Origin of the sequence: Nocardia gipuzkoensis, assembly GCF_021183645.1 — a bacterium.
In the GTDB taxonomy this organism is placed as follows: domain Bacteria; phylum Actinomycetota; class Actinomycetes; order Mycobacteriales; family Mycobacteriaceae; genus Nocardia; species Nocardia abscessus.
In genome coordinates this window covers 413,170-425,657 of the sequence record NZ_CP089225.1, presented here as the reverse complement: position 1 = coordinate 425,657, position 12,488 = coordinate 413,170, and the positions used below count along the sequence as shown (strand labels likewise).

General features: G+C 70.7%; 15 protein-coding genes. 12 read left to right on the top strand and 3 right to left on the bottom strand.

All coding sequences use genetic code 11. The features are described from left to right. Window positions 1–130: 130 nt before the first annotated feature. The 5 genes from LTT66_RS01945 (at window position 131) to hisH (ending at window position 5,660) form a co-directional block, all read left to right on the top strand. Window positions 131–1,711, top strand: coding sequence for a serine/threonine-protein kinase (locus tag LTT66_RS01945; protein WP_408638730.1), 1,581 nt, complete (start codon window positions 131–133; stop codon window positions 1,709–1,711). Window positions 1,712–1,899: 188 nt separating this feature from the next. Beyond that, a complete protein-coding gene (gene hisD / locus LTT66_RS01940) occupies window positions 1,900–3,237 on the top strand; it encodes a histidinol dehydrogenase (RefSeq protein WP_233063422.1) in 1,338 nt (445 codons plus the stop codon). After that, window positions 3,234–4,367: a histidinol-phosphate transaminase gene (locus LTT66_RS01935; protein ID WP_233063421.1), complete on the top strand. Its 1,134-nt coding sequence runs from the start codon at window positions 3,234–3,236 to the stop codon at window positions 4,365–4,367. The genes hisD and LTT66_RS01935 overlap by 4 nt, the downstream gene beginning before the upstream one ends. A 40-nt stretch (window positions 4,368–4,407) precedes the next feature. Further along, the gene (gene hisB, locus LTT66_RS01930; RefSeq protein WP_174377682.1) at window positions 4,408–5,028 is read left to right on the top strand and encodes an imidazoleglycerol-phosphate dehydratase HisB; all 621 of its coding nucleotides are present in this window, start codon (window positions 4,408–4,410) and stop codon (window positions 5,026–5,028) included. Continuing rightward, the gene (gene hisH / locus LTT66_RS01925) at window positions 5,025–5,660 is read left to right on the top strand and encodes an imidazole glycerol phosphate synthase subunit HisH (protein WP_233063420.1); all 636 of its coding nucleotides are present in this window, start codon (window positions 5,025–5,027) and stop codon (window positions 5,658–5,660) included. The genes hisB and hisH overlap by 4 nt, the downstream gene beginning before the upstream one ends. Window positions 5,661–5,700: 40 nt before the next feature. Here hisH and LTT66_RS01920 read toward each other — a convergent pair whose 3' ends face one another. Beyond that, entirely contained in the window at window positions 5,701–6,162 is a 462-nt protein-coding gene (locus LTT66_RS01920; RefSeq protein WP_181720113.1) for a hypothetical protein, read from the bottom strand. Between the two features lie 440 nt (window positions 6,163–6,602). Here LTT66_RS01920 and LTT66_RS01915 point away from each other — a divergent pair, with 440 nt between their 5' ends. Continuing rightward, window positions 6,603–7,106, top strand: a complete 504-nt coding sequence (locus LTT66_RS01915) for a hypothetical protein (protein ID WP_233063418.1) — start codon at window positions 6,603–6,605, stop codon at window positions 7,104–7,106. Here LTT66_RS01915 and LTT66_RS01910 read toward each other — a convergent pair whose 3' ends face one another. Continuing rightward, a complete protein-coding gene (locus tag LTT66_RS01910) occupies window positions 7,107–7,625 on the bottom strand; it encodes a nuclear transport factor 2 family protein (protein ID WP_233063416.1) in 519 nt (172 codons plus the stop codon). Window positions 7,626–7,724: 99 nt separating this feature from the next. Between LTT66_RS01910 and LTT66_RS01905 the strand changes: the two genes are divergently transcribed. The 6 genes from LTT66_RS01905 (at window position 7,725) to hisI (ending at window position 11,974) form a co-directional block, all read left to right on the top strand. Further along, a complete protein-coding gene (locus tag LTT66_RS01905; RefSeq protein ID WP_233063415.1) occupies window positions 7,725–8,174 on the top strand; it encodes a MarR family winged helix-turn-helix transcriptional regulator in 450 nt (149 codons plus the stop codon). A 76-nt stretch (window positions 8,175–8,250) separates the two neighbouring features. Then, the gene (gene priA, locus LTT66_RS01900) at window positions 8,251–8,982 is read left to right on the top strand and encodes a bifunctional 1-(5-phosphoribosyl)-5-((5-phosphoribosylamino)methylideneamino)imidazole-4-carboxamide isomerase/phosphoribosylanthranilate isomerase PriA (protein WP_043689526.1); all 732 of its coding nucleotides are present in this window, start codon (window positions 8,251–8,253) and stop codon (window positions 8,980–8,982) included. Then, on the top strand, window positions 8,979–9,794 hold the full coding sequence (locus tag LTT66_RS01895; RefSeq protein ID WP_181720110.1) for an inositol monophosphatase family protein: 816 nt from the start codon (window positions 8,979–8,981) through the stop codon (window positions 9,792–9,794). The genes priA and LTT66_RS01895 overlap by 4 nt, the downstream gene beginning before the upstream one ends. A 4-nt stretch (window positions 9,795–9,798) precedes the next feature. Then, window positions 9,799–10,572 carry an imidazole glycerol phosphate synthase subunit HisF gene (hisF, locus tag LTT66_RS01890; RefSeq protein WP_181720109.1) on the top strand — a complete coding sequence of 258 codons (774 nt, stop codon included), beginning with the start codon at window positions 9,799–9,801 and terminating at the stop codon, window positions 10,570–10,572. Between the two features lie 59 nt (window positions 10,573–10,631). After that, window positions 10,632–11,576: a TIGR03564 family F420-dependent LLM class oxidoreductase gene (locus LTT66_RS01885; RefSeq protein ID WP_233063414.1), complete on the top strand. Its 945-nt coding sequence runs from the start codon at window positions 10,632–10,634 to the stop codon at window positions 11,574–11,576. A gap of 50 nt (window positions 11,577–11,626) precedes the next feature. Further along, on the top strand, window positions 11,627–11,974 hold the full coding sequence (gene hisI / locus LTT66_RS01880; protein ID WP_040777184.1) for a phosphoribosyl-AMP cyclohydrolase: 348 nt from the start codon (window positions 11,627–11,629) through the stop codon (window positions 11,972–11,974). Window positions 11,975–11,985: 11 nt separating this feature from the next. Here the strand turns inward: hisI and LTT66_RS01875 are convergent, their stop codons facing one another. Beyond that, a complete protein-coding gene (locus tag LTT66_RS01875; protein ID WP_233068952.1) occupies window positions 11,986–12,444 on the bottom strand; it encodes a MarR family winged helix-turn-helix transcriptional regulator in 459 nt (152 codons plus the stop codon). Between the last annotated feature and the right edge of the window lie 44 nt (window positions 12,445–12,488).

The following is a 12,488-nucleotide window of genomic DNA, read 5'->3' as shown; positions in this document are numbered from 1 at the left end:
CATGGCCCGGCTGGCGCGTGCGAGCCGCCGGGAGCCCGCTACACTCATCCCCGGGACCGCGTGAGTAATCAATATGCGGGATGTCACGATTTCGAGAAGGTTCGGAGTAGGCGCCATCGATACCGGTCAGTTGATCGCGGAGCATTACCGCCTGGTCGAGCGGATTGGTAGCGGCGGCACGGGCGTGGTCTGGCGTGCCGTCGACGAACGCCTCCAGCGCTCCGTGGCCGTCAAGCAGATTCACATCCAACCGAGCTTGCCCGAGGCCGAACGCATCGTGGTGCGCCAACGCGCGATCCGGGAAGCCCGCAACGCCGCCCGTTTCCAGCATCCGAACGCCATCGTCGTGTTCGACATCACCGAGCACGAGGGCGATCCCTGCCTGGTGATGGAGTACCTGAAGTCCAAGAGCCTGGCCGCCGTGATCGGCGCCCAGGGCACCTTGCCGCTGACCCAGGTCGCGCGGATCGGCGAGCAGGTCGCCTCGGCGCTGATCGTCGCGCACCAGGCGGGCATCGTGCACCGTGACGTGAAACCGGGCAACATCCTGCTCGATGATCACGGGACGGTGAAGATCACCGACTTCGGCATCTCCCGCGCGACCGGCGACGTGACGCTCACCGAGACCGGACTGATCTGCGGCACCGCCGCCTATCTCGCGCCCGAGGTCGCCCGCGGCTCCGATCCCAGTCCGGCCTCCGACGTGTTCGCGCTGGGCGCGACGCTGTTCCACGCGCTCGAGGGCGAACCGCCCTACGGTGCCGGCTCCAATCCGCTCGCGGTGCTCTACGCCGCCGCCAACGGCCAGCTGAGCGAACCGCGCAACGCGGGCCCCGCGACGGATTTCCTGCTCGACCTGCTCAGCCCGGAGCCGTCCGAGCGCCCGAGCATGCGGGCGGCGCGCGACCACCTCGCCGCGTTCGCCGACGCCGGTCCCGCGCCGGTTTCCGTCGGGTTCGTGCCTGCCAGCGAAGCGTTCGCGCGGCCGAGGGCGGGCGACTCCGAATCGGCGACCCGCACGCTGCGGCCGTCGGCGATGGCGTCGGCGCCCTACACGCCCACCGAGCGCCAGCCGCGTCCCCGTCCCACGCCCGCGCGGCCGGCCAATTCCCATCCGGACACCGCGGCCCATCCCCGCACCATGGCGCAGCCGCGCCCGACGCCGAGGCAGGGCTCGGGAGGGAAACGGCGCGCGGTGCTGATCGGTGCGCTGATCGGCGCGGTCGTCGTGGCCGGAGCAATTCTGGTGAACACGCTGAGTTCGTCGGGTTCGACCACCAACGCAGCGCAGGACAGCACGTCGTCGGTGGTCTCCTCGACCCGTCCAGGCGGCAACACGACGTCCGCCGCGGCCCCGGTGGGGGAGACGAAGAGTGTCGGCAAGGCCGACCCACGGCAATCCATCGATTACGTGGTGGACTTCTTCAACAATCTGACGTACTTGAGCTTCTCCGCCGCGTGGAAACAGCTGACCCCCGCAGCCCAGCAGGTGTACGGCAGTCAGCAAGCCTTCGAGACCTACTGGACGCAGAACCGGGTCACGGGCTTCAACACCGTCGACACGGTCGGTGGCGGTAGCGGTACCAACGCGGACGGTTCGGTGGACGTCAATGTGGCCAGCGTGACCTATGGTGGCCAGACCAAGTCCGTGACGCTTCGGGTGATCAATCCCGGCAACGGATCTGTTCTGATCGACAGCGACACGCATTGACGCCGGCGTCCGAATTCTGAGGTGCAGCCGGAAGCGGCTGCCGAACGCCCGGGTTCGCTGTGGGGGCATGAAGCCGCGATGAATCTCGCCGCCCCGGACCACGCGGATAACGGTTGGCGTCGGCCCATTAGGCTGGTAGCTGCAACTTTCCTGTTGCGGAATCCGCTGGAGACAAGGACCGACACCACATGACAACCCGCATCGAGCTCGCCCGCGTCGATCTGCGCGGTCGTACTCCCTCCGTCGCCGAGCTGCGCGCCGCGCTGCCGCGTGGGGGAGTCGACGTGGACTCGGTGCTGCATCAGGTGCGTCCGGTGGTGGAGGCGATCCGTGATCAGGGTGTGTCGGCGGCCCTGGAGTTCAGCGAGCGCTTCGACGGAGTGATCCCGCCGACGGTGCGGGTGCCCGCGGCCGAGCTGGAAGCCGCGCTGGAGCGGCTGGACCCGGCGGTTCGCGCGGCGTTGGAGGAGTCCATCGCCAGGGCGCGCAAGGTGCACGCCGACCAGCGGCGCACCGACAAGACCACCGAGGTGGTGCCGGGCGGCACCGTCACCGAGCGCTGGGTGCCCGTCGAGCGGGTCGGCCTGTACGTGCCGGGCGGCAACGCCGTCTACCCGTCCAGCGTCGTGATGAACGTGGTGCCCGCGCAGACCGCGGGCGTCGGCTCGCTGGTGGTGGCCTCGCCGCCGCAGGCGCAGTTCGGCGGGCTGCCGCACCCCACCATCCTGGCCGCCGCGCAGCTGCTCGGCGTCGACGAAGTGTGGGCGGTCGGCGGCGCCCAGGGCGTCGCGCTGCTGTCCTACGGCGGCGTCGACACCGACGGCGCGCAGCTGGAGCCGGTGGACCTGATCACCGGGCCGGGCAACATCTACGTCACCGCGGCGAAGCGGCTGTGCCGCGGCCTGGTCGGCATCGACGCCGAGGCGGGCCCCACCGAGATCGCCATCCTCGCCGACGCGACCGCCGATCCGGTGCACGTCGCCGCCGACCTGATCAGCCAGGCCGAGCACGACGTGCTGGCCGCCAGCGTGCTGGTCACCGACAGCGAGCAGCTGGCCGACGCGGTGGACGCGGCGCTGACCGCGCAGCTGACCGTGGTCAAGCACGCCCACCGGGTGAGCGAGGCGCTGCGCGGCAAGCAGTCCGGCACCGTCCTGGTCGACGACATCGAGCAGGGCCTGCGCGTGGTGAACGCCTACGCCGCCGAACACCTGGAGATCCAGACCACGGACGCGCCCGCGGTCGCGGCCCGGGTGCGCAGCGCCGGAGCGGTGTTCGTCGGCGCGTACGCGCCGGTCAGCCTGGGTGACTACTGCGCGGGCTCCAACCACGTGCTGCCCACCGCGGGCTGCGCGCGGCACTCCTCCGGCTTGAGCGTGCAGACCTTCCTGCGCGGAATCCACGTCGTGGAGTACACCGAAGCGGCACTGAAGGACGTCGCGGGCCACGTGGTGGCGCTGGCGAACGCCGAGGACCTGCCCGCGCACGGCCAGGCCGTGCAGGCGCGTTTCGAGGCGCTGTCGTGACGCGCGCGGTGAGCGCGCCCGGCGCGGAGCTGACTTTGGACGAACTGCCGCTGCGGGAGAACCTGCGGGGCAAGAAGCCCTACGGCGCACCGCAATTGACGGTTCCCGTGCAGCTGAACACGAACGAGAACCCGCACCCGCCGAGCCGGGCGCTGATCGACGACGTGGCCGAGTCGATCCGCGCCGCCGCCGCCGACCTGCACCGCTACCCGGACCGCGACGCCGTCGCGCTGCGCACCGACCTGGCGCGGTATCTCACCGCCCAGACCGGCATCGCGCTGGACACCGGCAACGTCTGGGCGGCCAACGGCTCCAACGAGATCCTGCAGCAGCTGTTGCAGGCCTTCGGCGGGCCGGGCCGCAGCGCACTGGGTTTCGTGCCCTCCTACTCGATGCACCCGATCATCTCCGAGGGCATCGACACCGAGTGGATCGAGGCCAAGCGCAGCGCCGACTTCTCCCTCGACATCGACCACGCACTCGCCGCCATCGCCGAGCGCAGGCCCGACGTGGTGTTCGTGACCAGTCCGAACAATCCCACCGGGCACAGCATCCCGCAGCACGATCTGGCGCGCATCCTCGCCGCCGCGCCCGGCATCGTGGTGGTGGACGAGGCCTACGGCGAATTCTCGGCACAGCCCAGCGCCATCGGGCTGATCGCGCGGTTCCCGGCGAAACTCGTGGTGACCAGGACGATGAGCAAGGCGTTCGCGTTCGCGGGCGGGCGGCTCGGCTACCTGGTCGCCGCGCCCGCGGTGATCGAGGCGATGCTGCTGGTGCGGCTGCCCTACCACCTCTCGGTGGTCACCCAGGTGGCCGCCCGCGCGGCCTTGAGGCATGCCGACGAGACCCTCGGCAGCGTCGCCGAACTGGCGGCGCAGCGCGACCGGGTGGCGGCGGCGCTGCGGGAGCAGGGGTACGACGTGATCCCCAGCGACGCCAACTTCCTGCTGTTCGGCCGCTTCGCCGACGCCGCGCGCACCTGGCAGCGCTACCTCGATCACGGCGTGCTGATCCGCGACGTCGGCATCCCCGGCTACCTGCGCACCACCATCGGCCTCGCCGCCGAGAACGACGAACTGCTGCGGGTCAGCGGCCTGCTGGCGGGCACCGACCGCGCACCGCGATGAACCAGCGCCGGGAAACCCTCGGCGACAACCCCGATTGGACATGAGCATGAGCAGGACCGCCCGGGTGGAGCGGGTCACCAAGGAATCCAGCATCCTCGTGGAGCTGGATCTGGACGGCACCGGTAAGACCGAGATCGCCACCGGCGTGCCGTTCTACGACCACATGCTGACCGCGCTCGGCGCGCACGCCAGCTTCGACCTGACCGTGCGCGCGGAGGGCGACATCGAGATCGAGGCGCACCACACCGTCGAGGACACCGCGATCGTGTTCGGTCAGGCACTCGGCAAGGCGCTGGGCGACAAGACGGGCATCCGCCGGTTCGGCGACGCCTACATCCCGATGGACGAGACACTGGCCCACGCCGCGGTCGACGTGTCCGGCCGCCCCTACTGCGTGCACACCGGCGAGCCGGATCACCTGGTCCACACGGTGATCCCCGGCTCCGGTCCCGGTGCGCCGTATTCCACCGTGCTCAACCGTCACGTATTCGAGTCGATCGCGCTGAACGCGCGCATCGCCCTGCACGTCCGGGTGCTCTACGGACGCGATCAGCACCACGTCACCGAGGCCGAATTCAAGGCGGTGGCACGCGCACTGCGCGCCGCGGTGGAACCCGACCCGCGGGTGAGCGGGGTCCCGTCGACGAAGGGAACGCTGTGACCGCGAAATCGGTGGCGCTGCTGGATTACGGCTCCGGCAATCTGCACTCGGCCGAGCGGGCGCTGGCCAGGGTGGGCGCGCGCGTCGAGGTGACCGCCGACCCGGAGGTCGTGCTGGCCGCCGACGGTCTGGTCGTGCCGGGCGTCGGCGCGTTCGCCGCTTGCATGGCGGGATTGCGCGGGGTGCGGGGCGAGCGTCTGATCGGTCAGCGTCTGGCGGGCGGGCGTCCGGTCCTCGGCATCTGCGTCGGCATGCAGATCCTCTTCGAACGGGGTGTCGAGTTCGGTGCGGAGACCGACGGATGCGCCGAATGGCCCGGCACGGTCGAACGGCTGTCCGCTCCGGTGCTGCCGCACATGGGCTGGAACACCGTCTCCGCTCCGTCCGACAGCGTCCTGTTCGCGGGCCTCGACACCGGCACCCGCTTCTACTTCGTGCACTCCTACGCCGCGCAGACCTGGGATCTCCCGCCCAGTGACCACTTCGCCGCGCCCAAACTGACCTGGGCCGAACACGGCGTGCCGTTCCTCGCGGCGGTGGAGAACGGCGCGCTGTCGGCGACGCAGTTCCACCCGGAGAAGTCCGGTGACGCGGGCGCGCACCTGCTGCGCAACTGGGTGAACTCGCTGTAGGGCGAATCCCGCGCACCGGGGGCGCGCGGGACTTGCCGGGTCAGCGTGAGCGAACCTTGCTGACCAGCCAGCGTCCGTCGACGTTGTCCACCGTCACGGTCATGGCCATGCGGCTGGTCTGCGGGAGACCATCGGTTTCGTCGCTGGTCACGGTCCGGACCACGTCGACGTCCACCTCGGCCCGGTTGTCGTCGCCGGAGACGACACGACAGTCGGCCGAGTTGGCCTCGGCGCGGATGTGCGCGGCCTCCGCGCTCGACTGGATATTGCCACGGAAGTTCTCGAACTCGGCGCGGAACTCTCCGGTGCTGAGGTCGAGCATCCGGCGGGCGTGTTCGCCGAACCGCGCGTAGTCGTATGTCGCCGCGGCGGAGCCGAATTCGCATCCCGCCAGGCGCGCCTCCTCGGGCGGGGCGGCGGTGGCGGCGGGTGCGGCGACGAAGGCCGCGGAGCAGGCTGCTGCCGAAAGCGACAGGGCGGCAGCGATTGTGGATCGTGACATGCACTTCCTCGGTGCGAGGTGGAAGCGGCGACCGGAGGTGATCGCCGAGCGGAGACGATACCGCCCGCGCCGCCCGTGCCGCGGCGATCTCGCGGCGGGCTTCACCTCGGTGCTCTCGCCGCGAGCATCCGCCGCGCTACAACTCGGACCGGCGACGGGCACGGCTCCCGCTGCCACGTTGCTCCTGCCGGTTTCGCGGCGCGAGCATCCGCCGCGCTCCCGGTCGGGCAGGCGACGAATCACCGCGCTCGCTACGGAGAGCCAGTGGTCGAGTTCAGGGCCGATTGCGGCGCACCCGGCGCCTCCATCCGAGTCGGGTGTTCGAACTCCGGCCGACGACCGGGCCGGCAGTTCCCGGGTAGACCCTGACCCGTCTATGGGGGCTCGCTCCGGATCCGCAAGTTGCGGCCCGGACCTACGGTCGAGGGGAGGAGGTCGATATGAGAAGCGCCACTGTTCCGCTGACGATAATCACCGGGTACGCTGTCGTCGCGTGTTTCGCTTTCGGGACGACCGCGGCCGAGACGCTGCTGCTGTATCCCAACATCTTTCACGACATTCCCGCATCGCTGGAACTGACCGAGCGATTCATGAGCACCGTCGCCGTCGGTGACGTCATGCGCCCGCTCGGCGCGGCGCTGACGCTGTGCGCCTTGATCGCGGGCGCGGTGTCGCTGGCCTACCGGGTCGGACGCCGATGGCTCGGTTTCTCGCTCGCCGCTCTGCTCAGCGGGCAGTTCCTGCTGTCGATCCTCTATTTGTGGCCGCGCGCGTCGATCCTGTTCGACGACCGGAACGCGCACACGCTCGCCGAGATCGAACGCGCGGCGGCGGAGTTCCAGATCGGACAGGGCCTGCGGATCGCGGCCGCCGCGGTGACGGCATTGTGCGCGGTGCTAGCCGCCCTGGCGTGCTACCGCGTACGCGTGCTCGCCGCCCGCTGATCACGGCCGGGTGCCGGTGGACCAGATCGGGGTGGTCTGTACCCGGGACAGGCGCCAGCCTTCTGCGGTGCGCACCGCGTCGAAGCGGTAGATCTCGCCGAGGGTGTATCGCGGCTGCGGAATCGTCCCATCGGCGGAGGCGGGCGCGAAGGTGGCGATCAGGTTGGCCCGGACATCGGCTGCGTCGCCGCGCAGATCGATCAGCACATTGCCGATGACGTGCTGGATTCGCTTGTCGTCGCCGTGGTTTCGGCTCGCTTGGGCGATCAGCGCGTCGCGGCCCTCGGCGGTGCCGCCGGGGGTCTTCGCGGTCGCGTCCGAGGTGTAGATCGCCCGGAGGTCGTCGAAGCGGCCCTCGTCCAAGGCGCGGCCGAGCCGGTCGACCAGAGCGGTGATCTGCTGGCGGTCCAGCAGCTCGCGTACCTCTGGCGCAGGGGTCGCGGAGGCGGAGGTGCATGCGGCGGTCAGGGCGGCCAAGGGGAGGGCCAGCACAGGGAGGACCGAGCGAATCTTGCGCATCGAGGTAGCCTTTCGAGCAGAACGTTGGCAACTCCAACGTTGGTGTTGCCAACTTATCAAACCGTGGGGGACGCCAACAAGTCTTGTTAGGGTGGCCGCATGGACATCGCGCACGAAGGCGCGGCGGGACGGCTCCGGGTCCTGCCCACCAGGCTGGTCAATCAGGTCGCGCTCGTGGCGAATCGGGCGACCGAGCGGGCGCTGGAGCCCACCGGCTCCCGGCGGCACCACTACGCGCTGCTGGCCACGCTCGGGGAGTTCGGTCCGGCCAGCCAGGCGGAGCTGGGCAGGCGCACCCGCATCGACCGCAGCGACGTGGTCGCGGCGGTGAACGATCTCGCCGCCCGCGGGCTGGTCGAGCGCAGCTCCGATCCCGCCGACCGGCGCCGCAACATCGTCACCCTCACCACCGCGGGCGCCCGGCACCTGGACGAGCTCGACCAGCGCCTGGCGGTCGCCCAGGACGAGTTGCTCGCCGGCTTCTCCACGGGGGACCGGCGCACCCTGGTCACCCTGCTGACCCGCATCCTGGACGCCCACCGCGGCTGACCGGCGCCGGTGATCGAGGTCCCATTCGCCCAGGCCCTGCACCCGGACGCGACCGGGTAACCACTAGGCTGCTCTCGTGAGTCTTGTGCTGCTACCCGCCGTCGATGTCGCCAACGGAGAGGCCGTGCGCCTCGTGCAAGGAGAGGCCGGAAGCGAAACCAGCTACGGCTCGCCTCGCGAGGCGGCGCTGGCCTGGCAGGAAGCCGGCGCGGAATGGGTGCATCTGGTCGACCTGGACGCCGCCTTCGGGCGCGGCTCGAATCGGGAGCTGCTCGCGGGCGTCGTCGGTGAGCTCGATGTCAAGGTGGAACTGTCCGGCGGCATTCGCGACGACGAGAGCCTGGAGGCGGCCCTGGCCACCGGCTGCGCCCGGGTCAACCTCGGCACCGCCGCGCTGGAGGACCCGGTGTGGTGCGCGAAGGCCATCGCCCGGCACGGCGAGCGCATCGCCGTCGGTCTGGACGTGCGCATCATCGACGGCGAGTACCGGCTGCGCGGCCGCGGCTGGGTCAGCGACGGCGGCGATCTGTGGGAGGTACTCGAGCGCCTGGAACGGGACGGCTGCTCGCGGTACGTGGTGACCGACGTGACCAAGGACGGCACGCTCACCGGCCCGAACCTCGACCTGCTGCGTGAGGTCTGCGCGGCCACCGACGCCCCGGTCATCGCCTCCGGCGGCGTGTCCACCATCGCGGACCTGGTCGCGATCGCCGAACTCGTGCCGGACGGCGTCGAGGGATCGATCGTCGGCAAGGCGCTCTACGCGGGCCGGTTCACCCTGCCCGAGGCGCTGGCCGCGGTGAGATGACCCAGGAGCTGTCGAGACTGCTCGCGGAGGCGAGCGAGGTCCTGGACTCGGTACGTTCCCGGTTCATCGAGGGTATCGGCGCGCCGAGCGCGGTCGCCAAGGGTCGCAACGACTTCGCCACCGAGCTGGATCTGGAACTGGAGCGCACCGTCTCCGCCGAGCTGCGGCGGCGCACGGGCATCGAGGTGCACGGTGAGGAGTTCGGCGGCCCGCAGCTCACCTCCGGCACCGCATGGGTGCTCGACCCGATCGACGGCACCTTCAATTACTCGTCCGGGCATCCGCTCTCGGGCATGCTGCTCGCGCTGGTGCGCGACGGGGAACCGGTGCTCGGCCTGACCTGGCTGCCGCTGCTCGGCCGCCGCTATGCCGCCATGACCGGAGGCCCCGTGCTGCTGGACGGGAAGCCGCTGCCGCCGCTGCCGCGCGGCAAGCTCGCCGAGGCCATGATCGGCTTCGGCACGTTCAACGTCGACTCGAACGGCCGCATCCCCGGACAGTTCCGCTTCGACCTGCTGGGCCCGCTGAGCAGGTTGTCCTCCCGGGTGCGCATGCACGGCTCGACCGGCATCGACCTGGCGTTCACCGCGTCCGGCGTGCTCGGCGGCACGATCGTGTTCGGGCACCATCCCTGGGACAACGCGGCGGGCGTCGCCCTGGTGCGCGCGGCGGGCGGGGTGGTCACCGATCTGGTGGGCCGGCCGTGGACCATCACCTCCGGCTCGGTGCTCGCGGCCGCGCCCGGCGTGCACGAAGAACTGCTCGACATGATCTGCGCGGTCGCCGATCCGGCGGCCGCGGAGGAAGGGTGAGGCAATGACGTTGGCCGTACGAGTGATCCCGTGTCTGGACGTCGACGCGGGACGGGTGGTCAAGGGCGTCAACTTCGAAAACCTGCGCGACGCGGGTGATCCCGTCGAACTGGCCGCCCTCTACGACGCGCAGGGCGCCGACGAGCTGACCTTCCTCGACGTGACCGCCTCCACCGGCGACCGCGGCACCATGATCGACGTGGTGACCCGCACCGCCGAGCAGATCTTCATCCCGCTCACGGTGGGCGGCGGGGTGCGCACCGTCGAGGACGTGGACCGCCTGCTGCGCGCGGGCGCGGACAAGGTCTCGGTGAACACCGCCGCGATCGCGCGGCCTGAGGTGCTGCGCGAGATGTCCGAGCGATTCGGCTCCCAGTGCATCGTGCTGTCGGTGGACGCGCGCACCGTCCCGGAAGGACAGCCGGACACCCCCTCCGGCTGGGAGGTGACCACGCACGGCGGCAAACGCGGCACCGGCATCGACGCGGTCGAATGGGCGGTGCGCGGCGCTGAACTCGGGGTCGGCGAGATCCTGCTGAATTCGATGGACGCCGACGGCACCAAAGCCGGTTTCGACCTGCCGATGATCCGTGCCGTGCGGGCGGCCGTCACGGTTCCGGTGATCGCCAGCGGGGGCGCGGGCGCGGTCGAGCACTTCGCCCCGGCCGTGCACGCGGGCGCCGACGCGGTGCTCGCGGCCAGCGTGTTCCACTTCGGTGACCTCACCATCGGCCAGGTCAAGGATTCGATGCGGGCGGAGAAGATCGTCATCCGGTAGCGACTGGCGGGAATCCGCCGAGTCGGAAGGCGGACCGGACCGGTGCGGTTGCATCGGGCATGAGCATCGGAATCGCGCTGTCCCCGTTCGCCCTCGACGCCACGGACAACGCCGTGGACGCGGCGGTGTCGCTGGGCGAGTCGGCGGCCGCCGCCGGAGTGTCGTCGCTGTGGTTCGGCCAGACGTTCAGCCACGACGCCATCGCGCTGGCCGGGATCGTCGGCCGCGCGGTGCCCGAACTCGCGGTCGGCACCTCCGCGGTGCCGATCACGGCGCGTCATCCCCTGTTGATCTCCGGTCAGGCGCAGACCGCGCAGGCGGCCACCGGCGGCCGGTTCACCCTCGGGCTCGGCCTCGGCGCGAAATCCTTCGCCGAACCGGCGTTCGGCGGTTCCTTCGACCGACCGATCACCCGGCTGCGCGAGTTCCTCACCGCGCTGCGCGCCGTGCTGCACACCGGCACGGTGGACTTCCACGGCGAGACGCTCACCGCCGCCGCCCCGCTGCCCGCCGCGGTGGCCGGGGCGCGCCCGGCCGTGCCCATTCTGGTGGCCGCCATGGGACCGCAGGCACTGCGCGTCACCGGTGAGCTCGCCGACGGCACCCTGCTCTTCCTGATCGGCCCGAAGGCCCTGGCCGAGCACGTCGTCGCGCCGCTCACCACCGCGGCCGAACGGGCCGGCCGCCCCGCCCCGCGGATCACCGTCCTGGTCCCCGGCGTGGTCACCGCCGACGTCGAGGCCGCGCGTGCGGCCGCCATCGCCCAGACGGCGTTCTACGACGACATCCCGTCCTATGCCCGGGTGATCGAGCTGTCCGGCGCGTCGCGGGCGGCGGATCTCGTGGTGATCGGCGACGAGGAGCTGATCGCCTCCCGCGTCGCGGAGTACTTCGCGGCTGGCGCGACGGAGGTGGTCTTCTCGCAGACCGATCTGACCACCCCGCAGGACCAGCGGCGCACCTGGGAGGTACTCGGTGACCTGCGGCGCGCGCGCGTGCGCTGACCTGTACTCCGGGCGCGCCTGCTCGCGCCCGCCCCTGTTATAACGGTGCTATGAGTCTCGATCCCGCTATCGCCGCCCGTCTCAAGCGCAACGACGCCGGGCTGGTGTCGGCCGTCGCGCAGGAACGCGCCACCGGTGACGTGCTGATGGTCGCGTGGATGGACGACGAAGCGCTGGCGCGCACGCTGGAAACCCGTAAGGCGACGTACTATTCGCGGTCCCGTCAGCAGTACTGGGTCAAAGGCGAGACCTCCGGTCACACCCAGTACGTGCACGAGGTACGGCTCGACTGTGACGGCGACACGATTCTGCTGGTCGTCGATCAGGAGGGCGCGGCCTGCCACACCGGCACCCACACCTGCTTCGACTCGGACGTGCTGTTGGCCGCGCGGTCCTGACCCGCGCCGGGCTAGGCGCCGTTCGGGCGGTGGTCGTCCCGATTCGCCTTCGCCGGGGAGAGTTCGCCGAGCTGGTCGAGCGCGCCGACGAGCCGCTCGGCCAGCAGCTCGCCGAGCTCGGCGAGCTGGGCCTTCTGCGCGTCGTCCAATCCGTCGAAGACCAAGTGCCGCACGGCCGCCAGATAGCCCGGCGCGGCCTCGACGACCTTCAGGTATCCCTCGTCGGTGAGCACGGCGTGCACGCCGCGCCGCCCGGCGGTCGCCGAGCGCTGGGCCCAGCCCATCCGCTCCAGCTTGGACACCACGTGCGACAGTCGCGATAGCGATGCATTTGCCTTGTGGGCAAGCTCACTCATCTGCAGTCGGTGCCCCGGTTCCTCCGACAGCAGGGTCAGTACCCAGTACTCGAAATGCGTCACGCCGGACTCGCGCTGGAGCTGCGTATCCAAGGCTCCTGGCAGCCGCGTCATCAGCGCTACGATCGAGCGCCAAGCTCGTTGTTCGACCGGGTCGA